The following is a 19082-nucleotide window of genomic DNA, read 5'->3' as shown; positions in this document are numbered from 1 at the left end:
GAAGTCGAGTGTCGTCGGCCGCGTTTAGAACGGGAGCTCCCGTGGACGCCAGTGCGGTGCCTCACTTTCGGAACGGCGGCCCATCGGCCGCCGCGCAGACGTTTGGGGCGCGCGGACGGCAGTCGCGCGGGGAGGCAGCTACCATGGTCGACGTCACCGCGGGACAGGGCGTAGGCCCAGCGAAACCCGGCATCCCCTCCGTCTCGGACATCGTCACCATCCTCAAGCGCGGCGACATCGCGCTGGCGCTCGGCATCCTGACCATCCTGGTGGTGCTGATCCTCCCCCTGCCCGCGATCGTGCTGGACCTGTTCCTGGCGATCTCGATCACCCTGTCGATCCTGATCCTGATGACCTCGCTGTTCATACAGGCGCCACTGGAATTCTCCGCCTTCCCGACCATCCTCCTGATCTCGACCATGCTGCGCCTGTCGCTCAACATGGCTTCGACCCGCCTGATCCTGTCGCACGGGCACGAGGGCACGGATGCGGCCGGTCATGTCATCGAAGCCTTCGGCAGCTTCGTGATGGGCGGCAATTTCGTCATCGGCATCATCGTCTTCGCTATCCTGATCATCGTCAATTTCGTCGTCATCACCAAGGGTTCGGGCCGTATCGCGGAAGTTGCCGCCCGCTTCCACCTCGACGCCATGCCCGGCAAGCAGATGGCGATCGACGCCGACCTCTCGGCCGGCCTGATCGACGAGAAGATCGCCAAGGAGCGCCGCAAGGCGCTGGAGGACGAGAGCGGCTTCTTCGGTGCCATGGACGGTGCCTCGAAGTTCGTCCGCGGTGACGCCATTGCGGGCCTGCTCATCGTCTTCATCAACGTCGTCGGCGGCATGATCATCGGCGTCGCGCAGCAGGGCCTGTCCTTTGCCGATGCCGGACGCAGCTACACGCTGCTGACCGTCGGTGACGGCCTCGTCACCCAGGTGCCGGCGCTGATCGTCTCGACTGCGGCCGGCCTGCTGGTCTCCAAGGCCGGCGTCTCCGGCGCGGCCGACAAGGCACTGATGAAGCAGTTCTCCGGCTATCCGCAGGCGCTGGCGATGTCCTCCGCCGTCATGCTGGTGCTGGCGGCGCTGCCGGGCATTCCGACCATCCCTTTCCTCGCGCTCGGCGCCGGCGCCGGCGCGCTGGCCTGGACCGCACGCAACCACAAGCGCACCACCGTCAAGGCCGAGGAAGCCGCCAAGGCCGCGCCCGCTCCGGGTCAGCCCGGCGCGCCCGGCGCTGCGGCAGCGGACGAGCCGATCTCGGCGGCGCTGAAGATCGATGACCTCAAGATCGAGCTCGGCTATGCACTGCTGCCGCTGGTCAACGGCCCCGACGGTACCGACCGTCTCACCGAGCAGATCAAGGCGCTGCGCCGTTCGCTCGCGATCGAGATGGGCTTTGTGATGCCCGCGGTGCGCATCCTCGACAACGTCCAGCTCGAGGCCAACACCTACATCATCAAGATCAAGGAGGTCGACGCCGGCACCGGCAAGATCTGGCCGAACCAGTTCATGGTCATGGATCCCGGCGGCAGCCAGGTGCAGGTGCCCGGCATCCACACCACCGAGCCGACCTTCGGCCTGCCCGCCACCTGGGTCGACGCCAGCCTCAAGGAGGAGGCTTCGCTCAAGGGCTATACCGTCGTCGACGCCGCGACCGTGCTCTCGACCCACCTCACCGAGCTGCTCAAGGCCAACATGTCGGATCTGCTCTCCTATGGCGAGGTGCAGAAGCTGCTCAAGGAGCTGCCGAAGGAGCAGAGCGAGTTGGTCAAGGACATCGTGCCCGGACAGGTCACCGTCTCCGGCATCCAGCGCGTGCTGCAGCTGCTGCTCGCCGAGCGCATCTCGATCCGCGACCTCTCCACCATCCTCGAGGGCATTGCCGATTCGCTGGCGTTCTCGCGCAATCCCGCGACCATGGTCGAGCACGTTCGCGCCCGCCTCGCCCGGCAGATCTGTGCGCAAAATACCTCCTATGCCGGCTATCTGCCGCTGATCGCGCTGTCGGCGAAATGGGAGCAGGCCTTTGCCGAATCCATCATCGGCCAGGGCGAGGAGCGCAGCTTGGCGATGCAGCCCTCAAAACTGTCGGAGTTCATGACCGCAGTGCGCGAGGCCTTCGAGCGCGCTGCCCGCGAAGGCGAGGCGCCCGTGCTGGTGACCTCTGCGGCAATTCGTCCCTTCGTCCGTTCCCTGGTCGAGCGGTTCCGCGCCCAGACGACCGTGCTGTCGCAGGCCGAAATCCACCCGCGGGCGAGGTTGAAAACAGTCGGAAGCGTCTGATTTGCCTTAAGAAGCCGTGTGTTTTTTGGCCACAGGCAAATGGTTTTTGAGTTCCTGGCGCTTGGTCGACCAGATGCTAACACGGCGCCTTTCTGGCACATTACAAGATTGAAATAATTGGATAATTTTGCGATCACGGCAGGCTCTTGATCGCGATCTTTCACGTCACATCACGCTCTTGTGATCGCCACTTGGGAACGAATCCCGCCAATACTACGTTGTTGGGCACCGGAAGCATGAACCTGCCTGAACAGGCGGGCGACTACTTCGGGTAGATGGCGGCAGGAGGCTTCCATGAACCACTCGATCTACAGCGCGGATCGCTCGACCCATCTGAAGATCGTGGTCATGGCCCTCGTCGTAGGGATCGCGGTGGCTGGCTTCGGCATCACGGCACGCACGGGTTCCGATGACGGCCTGACCCAGACTGCCCGCGTCATCAAGGCCGGCAAGCCGGTTGTGATCACCAGTTCAAACGCAACGCTGGTTCGCTAAGGAGATTTTGAGTTTCAGGAATTCACGCGGCTCTTTACCAGCCCCCCAAAGTCGCCACGTGGATATGTAGACGACCCCAACCCCAAGTCGACTACAGAAAGCGCCCGCCCCCCACGGGCGCTTTCTCATGTCTGGGTTACCCTGCATCACAGCGGGCGCGCTTGCCCGCGTTCGTGACGATCGCGATACGCCCCTCTTCCTTGGGCCGGGTTGCCGCAACATATACGCCATTTCCGAATTTCGGTAAAGCGGAATATTTTTGGCGAAGGGAATTGCCCCACGGCTGGCGTGTTTTGCCCGTCGGGCAACGCAAGGCGTTGGCTCAACTGCCCCCCCATTCGTCATTGCGAGCGCAGCGAAGCAATCCAGAATCTCACCGCGGAAGGAGTCTGGATTGCTTCGCTCCGCTCGCAATGACAGCGTGGCGAGAGTTCAGACCCACCGCGTCGACGTCAACGCAGCGGACCAAAACGAAGCCGGCCTCACGCCTCGCGCAATTCCGACGGTGTCGCACCGAAACGCTTGCGGAAGGCGCGGTTGAAATAGGACAGATCGGAGAAGCCCGAGGAATGCGCGATGTCGCTGATCTTGCGTGCCCGCGCGCGCGGATCGCCGAGCAATTTTCGCGCCAGCAAGAGGCGCTGCTCCAGCACGAACTCGGTGAAGGTGGTGCCGGCCTGCTCGAACAGGCGCTGGGCCTGGCGCGGGCTGAGGCCCGAGCGGGTTGCGACCTCGGACAGGCAGAGATCGTTGCGGCCGAGGGCGGCCATGACGTCGGCGCGCATGAGATCGAGCCGGGCCGCCGCATGGCCGCGACCGCGTGCGAGCGCGGCGTGCTCTGCGTCCGTGCCGAGCAGGAGACCGACGAGATCGACCATGTGCTGTGCGGTCAGGCGCTGGCCGACGGCGTCGAGATGGGGCGCGTGATGGGCGGCAAGTGCGTGATAGCGGAAGATGGTCTCGGCGACCGCGCCATCCGACAGCACCTGTGACAGCTTCTCCTCGGCACGCGGATTGATCTCGAGCAGCGCGCGGCGCGGCATGCGGATGGTGGTGAAGCGGTTCTCGTCGGTGTGACCGACACTGCCGGTGATGCTCATGTCGGCCAGCACCATCTGCTCCGGCGCCAGTTCCACAGTATGGCCGTTCTGGCGGACGCTGACGAGGCCGGCATGCGCGGCGATCAGCACCAGATCGTCGCTGCCGTCGGCAAGGCCGCTTTGCGTGCGCGAATATTGCGCGGAGGCCCCTTCCGGGATGGCGAGTGCGATATTGTCGACCACGCTGACCTGCAACCGGCAATCGATGCTGTCGCCGTGGCTCGGCCCGATCTCGAGGCCACAGGAGCCTAAGGCCCGGTCGCGCCAATGCTCGAACGCCGGCCCGTGCGGCAGGCCTGCGTATTGGTGGATAAAGATGCCCGGCGATCTGGCTGCATCCATCTGATTTCTAGCCCCTCTCCGGCACCATGATCGGCCGTGCCGACTGCAAATTCCGGGCATTTGACGCCGCGAAACGGAGAGAGGTTCAAATCGGGGCTGGATTTGGCGGGACTTGTCGGGTTGCGACGGTGGAATGGACCGTGGCGACGGTTGCGGCCCTGTAGCACGAAGGTCCCGGATTGCGCTTCGCTCCATCCGGGCTACGACGTTACTTCTTGGCGGGCGCCTGCGGGGACGGCGGCACGGTCTCGATCAGCTTGCCGGAAAAGACCGGCGCCGAGGTCGGCTGGCCACTCGGCGAGCCGCCGGACGGCTCGATGGTGACGGCATAGGTCGCGCCGTTGACGAGGTCGGCATCGTAGCCGGCGAGCACCGGACGCGCCGTGAAGTCGCCGCCGCCGATCACGCCCAGCGAGCGCGGGCGCGGCAGCCTGTCGGAGATCAGCCAGAGCTCATAGCTCTTGCCGGGCTCCGGCGTCGCGCCGACCTTGCGCACCGTGAAATTTCTGGTTGCGCCGTCGATCGTGAGGATGAAGGCCGGACCGCCGCTCTGCCCCTGCAACAGGGCAACGTATTGTGCGGAGGAGGACAGCGGCGCGGCCGGTGTCTTGACCTCGACCGTCTGGATGCGCGGTGCCGGCCGTAGCGCGCCCGGCAGCGCATCGGGCAGGAAGATCTGAAGCGACAGCGTCACCAGTAGCGCGGCCGCGAGCGCGCCCACGGCGGAGGCGATCGTGCGCCAGCGCTTCGCGCGGCTCTCGAGCCGGATCACGTTGGTCTCGTCGACAACGGGCGCCTGCGCCCCGGGTGCGACGCTCGGGTCGGGCGCATGGGTCTGCGGCACGAACTGCGGCGGGAAGATCGGAATGGCGTCGGAGTTGGGTCCGGACGGCTCCGATGGCTGCGCAGCCGGCGACGAGGATTCCGGCGCAGGAGATTCCGGAGTTGAGGGCTCCGGCGTTGAAGGCGCGGGCGATGAAGGCTCCGGCGCGGGCGGCGGCGCATCCGACAGCGCCGGCGGCTGTTGGGACGATTGTTGAGACGATTGTTGAGACGATTCCTGCGTCGATGCCGTCAGCGCGATTTCGCGCCTGATAATCTCCCACACGATCGGCCGCGGCTCGATGGTGCCGACCATCTGGTTGAGGACGCCGAGCCGGAATTCCCAGGCTCGCACGATTGCGGCAAACTCCTCGTCCACCGCCATCATGGTCACGACCTGCGCGCGCTCGTCGGCATCGAGCGTGCCGAGCGCATACTCCGCGGCGAGCGCGATATGGTCCTCGCTGTAGGCCATCAGCTGCTCTCACCCCTCCCATGGGGAGAGGTGAAGCAAGAACGCTGCGCCAGCATATGCATTCTCATCATCCTCTAGAGTCCGAGGCACTGCCGGATATCCAGCATGCTGCGCCGGAGCCACGTCTTCACCGTGTTGACGGGCGCTGCGAATTTTTCCGCCAATTGCTCGCGGCTCCAGCCGTTGTAGTAGGCGAGAAGCACCAGCCGCTGGCGGTCCGGCTCGAGCCGGCCGATACATTCCAGGAGCCGCTTCAGCTCCTCGGTCATCTCGCGGCGCGCCAGCGGATCGGGACTTTCGGCGGCGACCTCCATCGCCTTCGGCTCCTCCTCGAGAGAGGCTTCCGTCTTCTTGCGCACGATATCGATGGCACGGTTGCGCGCGATCGACGCCATCCACGTGATTGGCGATGACAGTGTCGGATTGAACTGGCCGGCACTGTTCCAGATCTTGACGTAGGTCTCTTGAATGACCTCCTCTGCGAGATCCTGTCGGCGCAAGATACGGAGCACGATGCCATAGAGTTTCGCACGCGTGGCGCCATAGAGGCGCTCGAACGCGGCCTGATCGCGCTGCGCCACCGCCTCAATCAGCCCGACCAGCTCTGCTGGCGTCAGCATTCAGCCCCCCAACGCTCAGGCCCCGTCGCATCCACGCGGACCCTGGCACTGCACCACCATAGCGCGCGGCCAAGGCCGTCACCAAGGGGCGGTGCGCCACACTGTGGACAGCGCAAGCAAAAACCCGGACCTTGCGGTCCGGGCTCGCAAATCGGAAAGGTCTTGACGCGGGCTGCCGCTTACGCGACGGCGCCGATGCGGGAGCGCATCAGGCCGATGCTGTCGAGATCGGCCTGCTCGCGGGCGTTCTCCTCGGCGCGCTCGCGGGCCTGGTCGCGCTCGTCCAGGAGCTCGACCTTCTTCAGCTCCTCGAAAGCTTCGCCGAGCGCGGCCTTGGCTTCCTCGAGCTGGCTCTTCAACTCGTCGGCCGAGCGGGTCAGGTTCTCGCGGCGCTGGATGGCAGCCTTGGCATAGGTCGGATAGGCGAAATGCGAGGGATCGTTGATCCCGGCGCGGTCCTGCTCGGTCTGGATCTCGCGTTCAAGATCGACCGACATCCGCTGGAAGTCGGCGATCATGGACTCGATCTGGGCGACCCGGCGGCGCTTCTCGTCGACCTGAAACTTCTTCAGGCGGATGAGGGTATCACGTGACTTCATCGACTCGTACTCCCCAGAAGTCCCTTGGCTGCAAGACATACACACATTGGGACGGCACCGGTCTCCCCACAGGCCCTGATGGGGCCAAGACCGGCTCTGCTACTCTGTGGGAACGGATGATGACGTGACAAAGTTAGCGTTCCGTTTCCAAATTGCCGAGGATTTGCGCCAATTGGCGGTAGCCGTCGGCCAGCGAGGCGTTTTCGTCCTTGCGCTGGCGCAGGAAAGCCTCCAGCGGCTCGTGCAGGCGGATCGCCTCGTCGACCTCGGGGCTGGAGCCGGCCCGGTAGGCGCCGAGCCGGATCAGTTCCTCCATGTCGGCGTAGGTCGCCATCACCGTCCGCGCCCTCTGGATAACCGGCCAGAACTGCGGATCGGCCGATTTCGGCATGGTGCGGGATACGGATTTGAGGATGTTGATGGCGGGGTAGCGTCCGCGCTCGGCGATCGCGCGCTCCATCACGATGTGGCCGTCGAGGATGCCGCGGACCGCATCCGCGATCGGTTCGTTGTGATCATCGCCGTCGACCAGCACGGTGAAGATCGCGGTGATGGCGCCCTCGCCCAAGCCCGGTCCGGCGCGCTCGAGCAGCTTCGGCAGTTCGGTGAAGACGGTCGGGGTGTAGCCCTTGGCGGTCGGCGGCTCGCCGGCGGACAGGCCGATCTCGCGCTGGGCCATGGCGAAGCGCGTCACCGAGTCCATCAGGCAGAGAACGTCCTGGCCCTCGTCGCGAAAATATTCGGCGATCGCGAGCGTCAGATAGGCCGCCTGCCGCCGCATCAGGGCCGGCTCGTCGGAGGTTGCGACCACCACGACGGAGCGCGCGAGCCCTTCCTCGCCGAGATCGTCCTGCAAGAATTCCTGCACCTCGCGGCCGCGTTCGCCGATCAGTCCGATGACGCTGATGGCGGCATCGACGTTGCGCGCGAGCATCGAGAGCAGCACCGATTTGCCGACGCCGGAGCCCGCGAAGATGCCCATGCGCTGGCCGCGGCAGCAGGTGAGGAAGGTGTTCATCGCGCGCACGCCAAGATCGAGCGGCGCGCCGACGCGCTTGCGTGAATGCGCCGGCGGCGGCGTATTGCGGAACGGCATCGGCGAGGCGCCTTGCGGCAACGGCCCCTTACCGTCGATCGGCTCGCCCAACGCGTTGACGACACGGCCGAGCCAAGCCGGCGACGGCCGCACCAGATTGGCGGCATTGGCGATGACGGCCTTGCAGCCGCGGCGCACGCCCTCAAGCCCGGCGAACGGCATCACGACGGCGTTGTTGCCGGAGAAGCCGATCACCTCGCAGGGGATCGAACGGTTGGCGCCGGTTTCGATCACGAGCCGTGCGCCGACCGACATCGCGTGAATCGGACCGGCGACCTCGACCATCAAGCCGCGCACGCCGACCACACGGCCATAGATGTTGACGCCGTCGATATCGCCGATCTGTTCGGCAAGAGCTTTCATTGACCGGCCTTCATAGAACAGCCTTCATAAGAGGGCCTTCACAGCAGCGCATGCCTTCATGATTTCGGCCTTGTCCGGGAAACTCTTAAGTTTCGCCATATTTCTGAACGGCGCTTAACTTCGTGTTTACCCGCATCGTTAATCATTGCGTCACTGTCTTTGTGACTGAGCGTGGCTCCCCTTCAGAAGAAGGCTGAGTCGCGGGAGTCGGTTAGGCCCGTCTCTTAAAGTGGAACTTGAACGGAAACGGATAACGAAAGCTGCTTCGCGCACAAGACCTTAGGGCGATTCGACAAAAATTGCACCCGGGGGACTTGCGTTCCAGAATCAGGATTTGTTAACCATCTGTTGTCAGGATCCGAATCAGTTGTTCAAAGGCGTTTTGTTGAGTGCCGCGAATGCGGCCGACCTGACGCCCAGGAGCGGCGACTATGGGGAACTGGCATGCGCGTTTTGCTGATTGAAGATGACAGCGCCGTCGCGCAGTCGATCGAGCTGATGCTGAAGTCTGAGAGCTTCAACGTCTACACGACCGATTTGGGGGAAGAAGGCGTCGATCTCGGTAAATTATACGATTACGACATTATCCTTCTCGACCTTAACCTGCCCGACATGTCCGGCTACGACGTGCTGAAGCAGCTTCGGGTCTCCAAGATCAAGACACCGATCCTGATCCTCTCCGGCCTTGCCGGCATCGAGGACAAGGTCAAGGGTCTCGGCGTCGGCGCCGACGATTACATGACCAAACCCTTCCACAAGGACGAGCTGGTTGCCCGCATCCACGCGATCGTGCGCCGCTCCAAGGGCCACGCCCAGTCGGTCATCCAGACCGGCGACCTCGTCGTCAACCTCGACACCAAGACGGTCGAAGTCGGCGGCCAGCGCGTGCATCTGACCGGCAAGGAATATCAGATGCTGGAGCTGCTTTCGCTCCGCAAGGGCACGACCCTCACCAAGGAAATGTTCCTCAACCACCTCTATGGCGGCATGGACGAGCCCGAGCTGAAGATCATCGACGTCTTCATCTGCAAGCTCCGCAAGAAGCTCGCCAACGCCTCCGAGGGACGCAACTTCATCGAGACCGTGTGGGGCCGCGGCTACGTGCTGCGCGAGCCGCACGAGGCCGACGAGCGCATCCCCGCCTGATCCGTTTACGTCGCGAGCCGCTTTCCGGCTCGCTCCTCCCAGCCTGGACCCCGCCGCAACTGGCGGGGTTTTGTTGTTTGGGTGCGTGTCAGACGCCGACGAGGGACGGCGTCGCGAGGTCCTGCTTCCAGACCGGGTAGCGCGCGGCAGCCTCGCGCAGCCAGCCGATCATCAGATGGCCAATGATGAATCCGAACAGGAAGCTTGGAACCGCCAGGTTGGCAAAGAACCTCGATGCGGTCATACCGTCGACGAGCCGCATGGCCGGCATTGGGACGACCTGGTAGATGGCCATCGATATCGCCAACATGGCCAGCATGCCGCCACCAAAAACCAGACCGTCGCGCATTTGCCTGGTCTGCCTCGAGCGCCTGCCCCAGGTCGAATCCTGCACCAGGAGTGCCGTCATCGTGCCGAAGCCCCAGGGGAAGATCAACAGCGGCAAATCGTACAGCACGACCCTTGACGAAGGCTCCCCGGGAAACTGGTAGAGGTCAAAAAGCACCTGAACCGGGAGGAATATGACGACCGTGCCAACGAGGCCGATCGACAGGATGAATTGCATCGGAAGCCGGCCGAAGATGTTCTCGTTCGCGAACGCGTAGCGCTGCTTGAAGTGATAGACGAGCGGGAAGTTCACCAGCGGGTACAGCGTCGTCATGATGACGGCGCGCAGCGAGGCGATCGACGGATCTCCGGGCTCCTGGATGAACTGCCCCGAATACACCAGCCACGCCAAGGCCCAGCAGAACGCGAAAGCGGCGACACCGGCGACAAATGTCGGAAAGCCCGGCGACGAGGGCTCCAGCGTGAATCCGATCGAGCCAAGCCGTCGCTTGCTGCGTGCCAGCGTCCACTCGCCGGCCAGCGCCGCGCGCACGACGAACAGCAGCAGATTGTTGAGCAGGGAATCCATGTCCTTGCGCAGATCCTCCAGCATGCATCCCGCCGCTGTCTGCCCCGCCAGCTGGAGCTGGCTCACCGTGCTACGCCGCGTGGAGAGAGAATCGAGCGCCTCCCAATTGTCCGGCTCGATCTCGTTGTCCTCCATGATCGCGCCGTAGATTTCGGCGCTGCTCCTGAGCACGCGAACAGTCCGGAAGCACACGGCGTCGTAGGCCGTCAGCAGCTCCGCATAGATGTCGGAATTGCGCTTCATGAATCTTTCGCCGGCCCAGCGGTCGAGATGCAGCATGAGCGCCGAGATCTTCAGCAGGCGCGACTGGATCGCAGTCGACCGCGCGGAAATCGTCGATCTGGTAGCCGACCCGGGCAAGCTTGCGCTGAAGGCTCGGCATGTCGTCCGCGCGAACGTCGAAGGCCGCCTTGGCCAAGGCGTCGCGCAGTCCGTGGGCGCTGGCGGGAATGCCCGCGAATTGGTGGCAGAAGCCTCGCCACAGCGCCGGAAGGGGCGGAATGAGCCAGGCCAGGATGGTGAACCAGATCGCGGCGAGCGGCCACAGCTTTTGCACCAGCAGCCAATAGAGCAGCATGAACGGCGTGATGAAGACGGCGACGCCGAACACGAACAAGGGCCAGGTGGTAAACGAGCGCGTGCCCTTGAGCGTATGGAAGCGGAGCCAGAAGAACAGCGCGACGATGAGCGGAGCGCCGGCCTTGTCTGAGAGCCAGTTCAACCAGTCGATGACATAATCGAGCGACACGATGAACTCCTATCGCCGGGGTTCACGGGTGGAGGACCATGCCGGAGGCCGCGGCCTCCGGCGGTCCTCGTGAAGATCACGCAGCCTGGGCGACCATCTTGGCCTTCTGAAGCGCGAGATCGATATTGTCGGGCGCAAGTGCGATGGCGCTGTCCATGTCGTTCTGGGCGCTCGTCAGGTCCTTGATCTGTACATAGGCGTTGGCGCGCGACACCAGATATTTCGGCTCGTTCGGGCTCATCGAGACCGCCGCGCTGAAAGCCTTGATGGCTTCTTCCAGGTAGCCCCGCTTGTCGTCGATCCCCGAGGCCGTCATGCCGATGATGCCCTTGATCCAGAAGAATTCAGGATTGTCCGGTTTCAGCCTGATGGCCTCGTTGATGTCTTTCAACGCGTTCTCGTACAGCCCGACCGTCACGTTGAAATTGGCCCTGCGCACCCGGTATTCCGCCTTGTTCGGGTCCAGCTCGATCATGTAGGCGAAGCTGGCCGCCGCTTTCGGGATCTGCTTTTGCTTGTGCTGGAGCGTGCCGAGATCGAAATAGATCTTGGCGAGCCGGGCCGAGAGCTCTTCGTCGTGCGCGAGCAGGCCGTGCAACTCCCGTCCGCGTCGCGTCAGCTCCTCCAGCGCCTCGATCGCGACCGGCGTGGCATCGAGCTCGCGCAGAAATGCGTCGCGGCGCTGCCGCAGGTCGTCCTTCGACAGGCACGTTGCCTCGGGCGGACCGGCCGCCGGTTGCGGACTTTCCACGTTGAAGATTCTGCCGTCGGACGAGCGCATGTAGAGAACCGGGATTCCCCATTCGACGCGGGACTTCTGCTGGATGAACTGGCGCGCGTAGGTCACGGCATCGTCGATCGACCTGTTGCCGGCGAGCGCCGAATAGAATCCTTCCGACATCGAGATCGCGGCATTGTCGGTGATGGGAAACTGCATCGCGACCACCGCGGGCAGCCACCCGGTCTTCATCAATCCGATGGCCGGATTTCCGAACCTGTCGCCGACATTGACCTTGGCGCTCTCGCAGCAATTGAGCACGATGAGCCGCAGGCTCCGCCTCGCCCCCGACAGCATCATCGCAAGATCGGAGGCGAACTTCTTCACCGGCTTGCCGTCCTCGTCGACCATGACGACGAAGCCGCGCTCGTCGAAGCAGTCAGCGTCGGCCCCCGGACGCAGATCGACCACGCCGCCATGCCCGATGAAATGGAAGATGTGCCACTCTCCCTCCAGCAGCTTCTTCATCAGGTCTTTTCCGGTCCCGCCCGGGACCCACTGGAAGTCGACCTTGCCGTCATGCTGGAGCGCATCGATGCCCTTGTTGATGCGGTCCCTTTCCTTGACGACGTCGAGCTTCGGCCACTCGCTGGTCGAGGGATCGGAGATCATGCCGAGAATGCGTAAGGGTCCCCTGACGCCCATGCGCGTCACGCTGCCCGCCGTCTCCAGATGGCGAACGATCGGCCGCGTCAGGCTGACATAGTAGGGAATCTCGTCCTCGTCATAGAGATATTCCCACGGCAGCCCGGCGAGTTCGTCTGCCTCGATCCTCAGCTTGATGCGCAGGTCCTGCGTCGCGCCCTTGCTGCGGTCGTAGACCTGCCGGATCAACGGCACCTCCGTGAAGACGCTGCGGAAGACACCCCGCCCGAAATCGCGCAGGACCTGTTCGCCGCGCGTCACCGGGCCTGGACGGGTCCGGTCGTCGATCTCCAGCACCGCGCTTTCCAATTCGCCCCGCAGCTTGGCCAGTTCGCCCGGCGCGGAGAACCAGAATTTCACCTGGCTCCTCGGCGCCTCGCCGCCCGGCGACTTGACGACACGTCCGTAATACTGCTGAGGGCCGCCGCCCCCCGGCAAGTAGGAGCCGATCTCGAGCTCGAAATCTTCGTAATCAGGCATTTGAGCCTCACTCAAACAAGATCTCTTCAGCCGGCGAAAAAATGTCTCGAAACTGGATGGCGCACGTCGCCACGGCCGCGCGCAAATGGACGATCGTCATCGCCGGTCAGATCATGCTGGTCTGGCCGATCATGCGCCGGAGAACTGATCTCAGCGAGGGCGCAATTCATCGGCTCCTCCCGGACAACGGCGAACGGTGCCAGACTATCACACACAACCTCCAGACGCATTTGTGAAGCATGTCTCATACGGCCCGAAAAATTTGTGCGGCGGCCGGCGCACACCACCGAGCCGGACTTGTTTCTGGGGATCGAACCAGAAGGCCGGGTGCGGCGACCAAGCGATCGTGCCAGACTTCGCGGGCGCCAACGTTGGACCTCTCCCATGATCCTGCAATCGCTCGCCGGCCTGCCTGCCTTCCTGGTCTATTTCTGCACCGGGCTGATCGCGATAGTGGCATATCTGTTCGTTTACACGCGGATCACCCCGCACAACGAGTTCCAGCTCATTCGCGACAACGATCCTGCCGCAGCGATCGCGCTCGGGCTCAGCCTGCTCGGTTTCGTGGCGCCGCTGTTCAGCGCGATCGCGCATTCGGCCAATGTGCTGGACTGCCTGATCTGGGCTGCGATCGCGCTGATCGTGCAGGCGGCAGTGTTCTATATCGTCAAGATCCCGGTACCGAACCTGTCGGGACGGATCGCCGCCGGTGAGCTCGCACCCGCGATCTGGCTCGGCCTGTCCTCGCTCGCCGCGGGCCTCCTGAACGCCGCCTGCATGATCTACTGACATGGTGGCGAAGTGACCAACAAGCCTCCCGGCAAGGAGTTCGGCAAGCGCCGGCCGCGCCAGCCTGCGGCACTGCCGCTGCCGCCGCGCGAGCCGGTGAAGCGTTCCGGGCATGTGGCGCTGCTGGTGATGGGGACGATCGCGGTCGGTACCACCGCCTTCATATTGACGCCGCGGCGAAACTGCGATTCCACCCCTCTTGGGGCGACCGTCCCCGGAACGACGGCGCCTGCGCAGACCAGCACCAACTGTAGCAGCAGCTCATCCAGCGGCAGTGGCTCACACTGGTCGTCGCGATCCAGCTTCTACAGCAGCGACTCCTCCAGCCATTCCTCGTCGGGCGGCTCGTCGGACTCGGGCTCCGGCGGCGTCAGCCGCGGCGGCTTCGGCTCGTTCGCGCATGCGTTCTCGGGCGGCGGCTGACACATGCAACGCATCAGCTGCCCCGAGCGCGACGACTGGCAACAAACCGCCGAGCAATGCGGCTTCGCCTTCCACACCATCGACGGCGAACGCTATTGGGACGAGCGCGCCTATTACGCCTTCACGCTCGACGAGATCGAGCGATCCATCGAGACGCCGACCGGCGAGATCGACGCGATGTGCCTGGAGCTTGCCGGCCGCGTGATCGGCGACGAGCGCCATTTGCGGCGGCTCAGGATTCCCGAGGCGTTCTGGAATTTCATCTCCGAGAGCTGGGAGCGCGACGACCGCAGCCTCTACGGTCGCCTCGACCTGAAATACGACGGCGAGGGTCCGGCAAAGCTGCTCGAATACAACGCGGACACGCCGACCTCGATCTTCGAGGCCGCGGTGTTTCAATGGACCTGGCTCGAGCAGGCAATCGAGCGGCGCATCATCCCCGCGCGCGCCGACCAGTTCAACTCCATCCACGAGCGGCTCATCGCGGCATGGAAGGAGATTGCCGCCGGCCGTCATCTGCATCTCACCGGCTCGACCGGCAATGAGGAAGATGCCGGCACGCTCGCCTATCTTGAGGACACCGCGCGTCAGGCGGGCCTCTCGACCACGCTGCTGGACATCGGGCAGATCGGCTGGCGCGAGGAGGCCGGCGGTTTCGTCGATCTCGATAACAACGACATGGCACGCGTCTTCAAGCTCTATCCCTGGGAATGGATGTTTCACGACGCCTTCGGCGCCAAGCTCAAGGAGGCACCGACGCGCTGGATCGAGCCGCCATGGAAGGCGGTGCTCTCCAACAAAGGCATCCTGCCGCTGCTCTGGGAGATGTATCCGAACCATCCCAATCTGCTGCCGGCCTTCTTCGAGGACGATCCACGCGCCGCCGAGCTCGGAGGCTCCTATGTCCGCAAGCCGCTCTTGTCGCGCGAAGGCGCCAACGTCACGCTGGTGTCGGGCGGGATGTCGCTCGACGAGCACGAAGGTCCCTACGGCGCCGAAGGCTTCGTGCGTCAGGCGCTGTCACCGCTTCCAAATTTTTCCGGCGCCTATCCCGTGGTCGGAAGCTGGCTCGTCAATCACGAGCCCTGCGGGCTATCGATCCGCGAGGACGAGAGCCCGATCACGGGAAACAGCTCGCGGTTCTTGCCGCATGCGATCTTGTGAAACGCGCTCGCGACCCCCATCGGTGAAGGCGCGCGAGCGCGAGGGTTATCGCGTGGGTCAGGGGGTCTTGACGATGAATCGTCCGTCATACAGGTAGGCGCCCTTGAATCCGCTTTGGGTACTTTCAAACCCGCCAGTGCCCGTCGCGTTCGCGTACATTCCGGTGCCCGACAGGATCGTGTATTCGCCTTTCGCCTTGCCGTCCTTGATCGTACCGGTGTAGCGCGCCGTGATCGAGGACCCGTCGTCGAAGGTGTAGGTGCTGTAGCCGAACATCGGCCCTGAGCCCTTCAGCAGGTCGGAGGAATTGACGAAGTCCTTCACGGCAATGCGGCCGTCCTTGAACAAGGCAACCCCGAACATCTTGCCGGACATGACTGTCTGACCTTCGACGTTCGCGACCTCGGTGACTTTGACGTCCATCGGTTTGGTGACGAGCCTGAATTCGAGCACCTGCTCGCCGGCGAGAGCCGTCGCAGGCAAGGAGAGTGCTGCCAACAGGAAACAAGAGGAGCAAGACATTCGCATAATATGTCCTCCACAAAACAGGTCACGATCTTGAATAAAATCCCGTCTCCGTAGGGCGGGCGATCGAGACCATAGCACAACCGCCCGATGCGGATGAGGGCCGCGATCGCGTCGCAGCGCGCCCTCCGCACTTCTGGGCGGTAGCTGAGTAATCCGCGCTACTCAAATGCTGGTGACATACCGCGCACCCTGTCGAGGAAAGAGCCGGTAGGTACTGGCGCTTAGTCGCGACAACGTCGCTCGCTCCGACCGTCGGTCGTACGGCAGATCACCGCGTCGCGGCGACCTTCAGCGGTTGCGGCATCAGTCCGCCCATCGGCCGGCCCGAGCGCGCTGGATTGAGCTGGTAGAGGCCGCGGCGATCGGACATAGGGCGGAACGCGTCGGTGATGCCGACGACGGATTCCGCCGCGCCCAAGAGCAGCGTGCCATCGGCTTCCAGACCCTTCGCCATCCGCTCGAAGATCACTGCCTTGGTGTCTTGATCGAAATAGATCAGCACGTTGCGGCAGAAGATCACGTCGAACGTGCCGAGATGGGAGAAGTCCTGCAACAGATTGAGCTGGCGGAAATGCACCATCGCGCGGATATCGGCGTTGAGCTGCCAGACGTCGCTGACTTGCGTGAAGTATTTCATCAGGAACTGGATCGGCAGACCGCGCTGCACCTCGAACTGGCTGTAGACGCCGGCCTTGGATTTCTCCAGCACTTCCTGGGACAGATCGGTGGCGACGATCTCGATGCGCCAGCCGGCGAGCGCCGCGCCCATTTCCTTCAGGCACATTGCGATCGAATAGGGTTCCTGCCCCGTCGACGAAGCCGCCGACCAGATGCGCAGGCTCTTGCGCGCGGCGCGCGCCTGGATCAGGCCCGGCACGATGCTGTCGCGCAGATGATCGAACGGAATCTTGTCGCGGAAGAAGAACGTCTCGTTGGTGGTCATGGCCTCGACAACGTCGGTCGCAAGCCGGCCATCGCCGTTCCTGATCTTGAGGACGAGATCGGGGATGCCTGACAGACTCTCCTTGCGGGCCAACGGCAAGAGACGGCTCTCGACCAGATATTGCTTGTCGGGCGACAGATCGAGACCGGAGCGCTCCTTCAGGAACTTGCGGAGATAGTCATAGTCAACGGGCGTCACGAGCGGTCTCCCGCAAACAAGCGGTTGACCTTGGCGCCGATCTGGTTGAGCGGCAGGATCGCCGCGCAGATGCCGGCATGGGCGGCAGCTCCCGGCATGCCCCACACCACGCTGGAAGCCTCATCCTGCGCGATCACGCTGCCGCCGGCGGCCACGATGTCCTTGCCTCCGCGCATGCCGTCCGAGCCCATGCCCGTCAGGATCACGGAGAGGATATTGCCGTGCCAGATGTCGATCGCCGAGGTGAAGAGCGGATCGACCGCGGGCTTGCAGAAATTGACGGCAGGGCCGTCGTCCAGCGCGATGACCGTCTCAGCGCCGCTGCGGGCGACGCGCATGTGCTTGCCGCCGGGCGCGAGATAAATCCGTCCCGGCTTCACCGGCTCGCCGTCGACCGCCTCGGCGGCCGGGCGGCGGCTCGAACGCGCCAGATGCTCGGCGAGAATGGTGGTGAAGGTCGGCGGCATGTGCTGAGTGATCAGCACCGGGAAGCGGTCGATGACGGGGCCGAGCTCGGTGACGAGCGCCATCAGGGCCTGCGGGCCACCGGTCGAGGAGCCGATCAACAGCACCTTCGGTGCCTGCGTCGAGAACGGACGCGTGGTGAGCGGGCCTGACGGGACTGCCGGAGCCGGCGCCGGTGCAGCAGGTCGTACCACGGCCGGTGCGCGCGTAGCCGGCGCAGCGGGGCTCGCGGGTGCCAGCGGCGGACTCGCAACGGCCGGTTTCCGACGCAGCCTTGCGCCGAGGTGCCGGATCTTCTGGATCAGATCGTGATGGAAGATATCTGCTGCGGACATCTCGCGGGTCGATTCCGGCTTCGGAATGTAGTCCGCCGCGCCGAGCGACAGCGCCTTGAAGCTGATCTCCGCGTTGCGGCGGGTCAGCGTCGAGGCCATGATGATGATGAGGTCGCGCTTCTTTGCCAGCAGTTGCGGCAGCGCCGAGATGCCGTCGAGCTCGGGCATTTCGATGTCGAGTACGGCGATGTCGGGATTGATGCGGCCGAGCTGGTTGACGGCCTCGAGCCCGGTGCGCAGCGACGCTGCGACCTCCATGTCGTGCTCGGCCCCGACCCAGCGCGAGATCAGACCGCGTATCACGACAGAGTCGTCGACGATCATCACCCGCAGCGGCCCGGCCTCACGCGACGGGCTCATGGTCGAATTGCCTGCGTACGCCACACTCATTACTCACCAACTCAGACTGAAACGGTTTAGTTGAATACGAACGCCGAAGGAGCCGTCCAGCCTCCGGAGTTCGCTCAGATCAAGCCGACTTCCTGGAACTTCGCTGTCACGATGTCCTTGTCGAAGGGCTTCATGATGTATTCGTTGGCGCCGGCGTGCAGGGCGCGCGCGATGTGCGCGACATCGTTCTCGGTGGTGCAGAACACCACCTTCGGCTGGTCGCCGCCGGGCATGCGGCGCAGATGGCCGAGGAACTCGTAGCCATCCATCACTGGCATGTTCCAGTCGAGCAGAACGGCGTCTGGCAGTCCGCGCTTGCAGGCCTCCAGTGCCTTCTCACCGTCCTCTGCTTCGAGAATCTGGAAGTCGAGGCCTTCCAGGATCCGGCGGGCAACCTTGCGGATGACGCTGGAATCATCAACGACGAGACAAGTTCGCATGTGAACCTCCGCTTCCTGCCCCTGCGCGGGGCACTTTCAATTGCGGGTCTGTCGGCGGCAATGCCGCCGTATCAGGCCGCCATCATCTCGGGCGCGAGCTCGAGAACGCGATCGACGTCGAGGACGACCATGAGCTGTCCGTCGAGGCGGTGGACGCCGCCGGCGAGCTTGGCCATGCGGGGGTCGAGGTTGACAGGGTTCTCTTCCTTGCTGTCCTCGGGCAGGCGCAGCACCTCGCCGATCTGGTCGATCAACAGGCCGTAGGATTCACCGCGCAGGTCGACGCCGACCGCCATCGGCGTCTTGCCGTCCTCGTCCCGGGGCAGGCCGAGACGGGCGCGCATGTCGACCACGGTGACGATGCGGCCGCGCAGGTTCAACACGCCCGCGATCTCGCGCGAGGCCAGCGGAACGCGGGTGACGCGCTCGGGCATGAACACGTCCTGGACGCGGGAGATCGGCAGGCCGAACAGCTGGCCGCCGATCATCGCGGTGAC

The 19082-nt window shown here is 64.1% G+C and carries 20 protein-coding genes; 8 read left to right on the top strand and 12 right to left on the bottom strand.

What is annotated here, in order from left to right; translation table 11 throughout:
* Window positions 1-143 precede the first annotated feature (143 nt).
* Both flhA and XH88_RS08120 read left to right on the top strand, forming a co-directional pair.
* Window positions 144-2285, top strand: coding sequence for a flagellar biosynthesis protein FlhA (flhA, locus tag XH88_RS08125; RefSeq protein WP_271614891.1), 2142 nt, complete (start codon window positions 144-146; stop codon window positions 2283-2285).
* A gap of 294 nt (window positions 2286-2579) precedes the next feature.
* Window positions 2580-2780, top strand: coding sequence for a hypothetical protein (locus XH88_RS08120; RefSeq protein WP_271614890.1), 201 nt, complete (start codon window positions 2580-2582; stop codon window positions 2778-2780).
* Between the two features lie 482 nt (window positions 2781-3262).
* On the opposite strand, the gene XH88_RS08115 is transcribed toward XH88_RS08120, so the two are convergent.
* From XH88_RS08115 to fliI, 5 genes are all read right to left on the bottom strand, one after another.
* Complete coding sequence (locus tag XH88_RS08115; protein ID WP_271614889.1) at window positions 3263-4222, bottom strand: helix-turn-helix transcriptional regulator; 960 nt, start codon at window positions 4220-4222, stop codon at window positions 3263-3265.
* A gap of 208 nt (window positions 4223-4430) precedes the next feature.
* A complete protein-coding gene (locus XH88_RS08110) occupies window positions 4431-5519 on the bottom strand; it encodes an anti-sigma factor (RefSeq protein WP_271614888.1) in 1089 nt (362 codons plus the stop codon).
* Between the two features lie 74 nt (window positions 5520-5593).
* Window positions 5594-6139 (bottom strand): sigma-70 family RNA polymerase sigma factor, encoded by a 546-nt coding sequence (locus tag XH88_RS08105; protein WP_271614887.1) that lies wholly within the window; start codon window positions 6137-6139, stop codon window positions 5594-5596.
* Between the two features lie 179 nt (window positions 6140-6318).
* Complete coding sequence (gene fliJ / locus XH88_RS08100) at window positions 6319-6738, bottom strand: flagellar export protein FliJ (RefSeq protein WP_271614886.1); 420 nt, start codon at window positions 6736-6738, stop codon at window positions 6319-6321.
* 133 nt (window positions 6739-6871) lie between these two features.
* Window positions 6872-8197, bottom strand: coding sequence for a flagellar protein export ATPase FliI (gene fliI, locus XH88_RS08095; RefSeq protein ID WP_271614885.1), 1326 nt, complete (start codon window positions 8195-8197; stop codon window positions 6872-6874).
* Between the two features lie 444 nt (window positions 8198-8641).
* On the opposite strand from fliI, the gene ctrA reads away from it, so the two are divergent.
* Entirely contained in the window at window positions 8642-9343 is a 702-nt protein-coding gene (gene ctrA / locus XH88_RS08090; RefSeq protein ID WP_016848562.1) for a response regulator transcription factor CtrA, read from the top strand.
* Between the two features lie 88 nt (window positions 9344-9431).
* Here the strand turns inward: ctrA and XH88_RS08085 are convergent, their stop codons facing one another.
* Window positions 9432-10502, bottom strand: coding sequence for a hypothetical protein (locus tag XH88_RS08085; RefSeq protein ID WP_271614884.1), 1071 nt, complete (start codon window positions 10500-10502; stop codon window positions 9432-9434).
* Between the two features lie 34 nt (window positions 10503-10536).
* Here XH88_RS08085 and XH88_RS08080 point away from each other — a divergent pair, with 34 nt between their 5' ends.
* Complete coding sequence (locus tag XH88_RS08080) at window positions 10537-10968, top strand: hypothetical protein (RefSeq protein WP_271614883.1); 432 nt, start codon at window positions 10537-10539, stop codon at window positions 10966-10968.
* A 115-nt stretch (window positions 10969-11083) separates the two neighbouring features.
* Here XH88_RS08080 and XH88_RS08075 read toward each other — a convergent pair whose 3' ends face one another.
* On the bottom strand, window positions 11084-12910 hold the full coding sequence (locus XH88_RS08075) for a CHAT domain-containing tetratricopeptide repeat protein (RefSeq protein ID WP_271614882.1): 1827 nt from the start codon (window positions 12908-12910) through the stop codon (window positions 11084-11086).
* A gap of 56 nt (window positions 12911-12966) precedes the next feature.
* Here XH88_RS08075 and XH88_RS08070 point away from each other — a divergent pair, with 56 nt between their 5' ends.
* The 4 genes from XH88_RS08070 to XH88_RS08055 all read left to right on the top strand — a co-directional run bounded on the left by XH88_RS08070 (window position 12967) and on the right by XH88_RS08055 (window position 15286).
* Window positions 12967-13146 (top strand): hypothetical protein, encoded by a 180-nt coding sequence (locus XH88_RS08070; RefSeq protein ID WP_271614881.1) that lies wholly within the window; start codon window positions 12967-12969, stop codon window positions 13144-13146.
* Window positions 13147-13294: 148 nt separating this feature from the next.
* Window positions 13295-13699, top strand: a complete 405-nt coding sequence (locus XH88_RS08065; protein WP_271614880.1) for a DUF350 domain-containing protein — start codon at window positions 13295-13297, stop codon at window positions 13697-13699.
* Between the two features lie 12 nt (window positions 13700-13711).
* Window positions 13712-14122, top strand: a complete 411-nt coding sequence (locus tag XH88_RS08060) for a hypothetical protein (RefSeq protein WP_271614879.1) — start codon at window positions 13712-13714, stop codon at window positions 14120-14122.
* Window positions 14123-14125: 3 nt separating this feature from the next.
* Entirely contained in the window at window positions 14126-15286 is a 1161-nt protein-coding gene (locus XH88_RS08055) for a glutathionylspermidine synthase family protein (protein WP_271614878.1), read from the top strand.
* A 57-nt stretch (window positions 15287-15343) separates the two neighbouring features.
* Here the strand turns inward: XH88_RS08055 and XH88_RS08050 are convergent, their stop codons facing one another.
* The 5 genes from XH88_RS08050 to XH88_RS08030 form a co-directional block, all read right to left on the bottom strand.
* On the bottom strand, window positions 15344-15769 hold the full coding sequence (locus XH88_RS08050; protein ID WP_271614877.1) for a hypothetical protein: 426 nt from the start codon (window positions 15767-15769) through the stop codon (window positions 15344-15346).
* A gap of 313 nt (window positions 15770-16082) precedes the next feature.
* Window positions 16083-16955, bottom strand: coding sequence for a CheR family methyltransferase (locus tag XH88_RS08045; protein WP_271614876.1), 873 nt, complete (start codon window positions 16953-16955; stop codon window positions 16083-16085).
* Window positions 16952-18145: a protein-glutamate methylesterase/protein-glutamine glutaminase gene (locus tag XH88_RS08040; protein ID WP_271614875.1), complete on the bottom strand. Its 1194-nt coding sequence runs from the start codon at window positions 18143-18145 to the stop codon at window positions 16952-16954. Before XH88_RS08040 ends, XH88_RS08045 begins: the two co-directional genes overlap by 4 nt.
* A gap of 74 nt (window positions 18146-18219) precedes the next feature.
* Complete coding sequence (locus tag XH88_RS08035; RefSeq protein ID WP_007600538.1) at window positions 18220-18585, bottom strand: response regulator; 366 nt, start codon at window positions 18583-18585, stop codon at window positions 18220-18222.
* Window positions 18586-18656: 71 nt separating this feature from the next.
* Window positions 18657-19082: chemotaxis protein CheW (locus XH88_RS08030; protein ID WP_271614874.1), on the bottom strand; the 426-nt coding region annotated here is incomplete at its 5' end.

Origin of the sequence: Bradyrhizobium sp. CCBAU 51627, assembly GCF_028128765.1 — a bacterium.
GTDB lineage: Bacteria > Pseudomonadota > Alphaproteobacteria > Rhizobiales > Xanthobacteraceae > Bradyrhizobium.
This window is presented reverse-complemented; position numbering and strand designations above follow the sequence as displayed.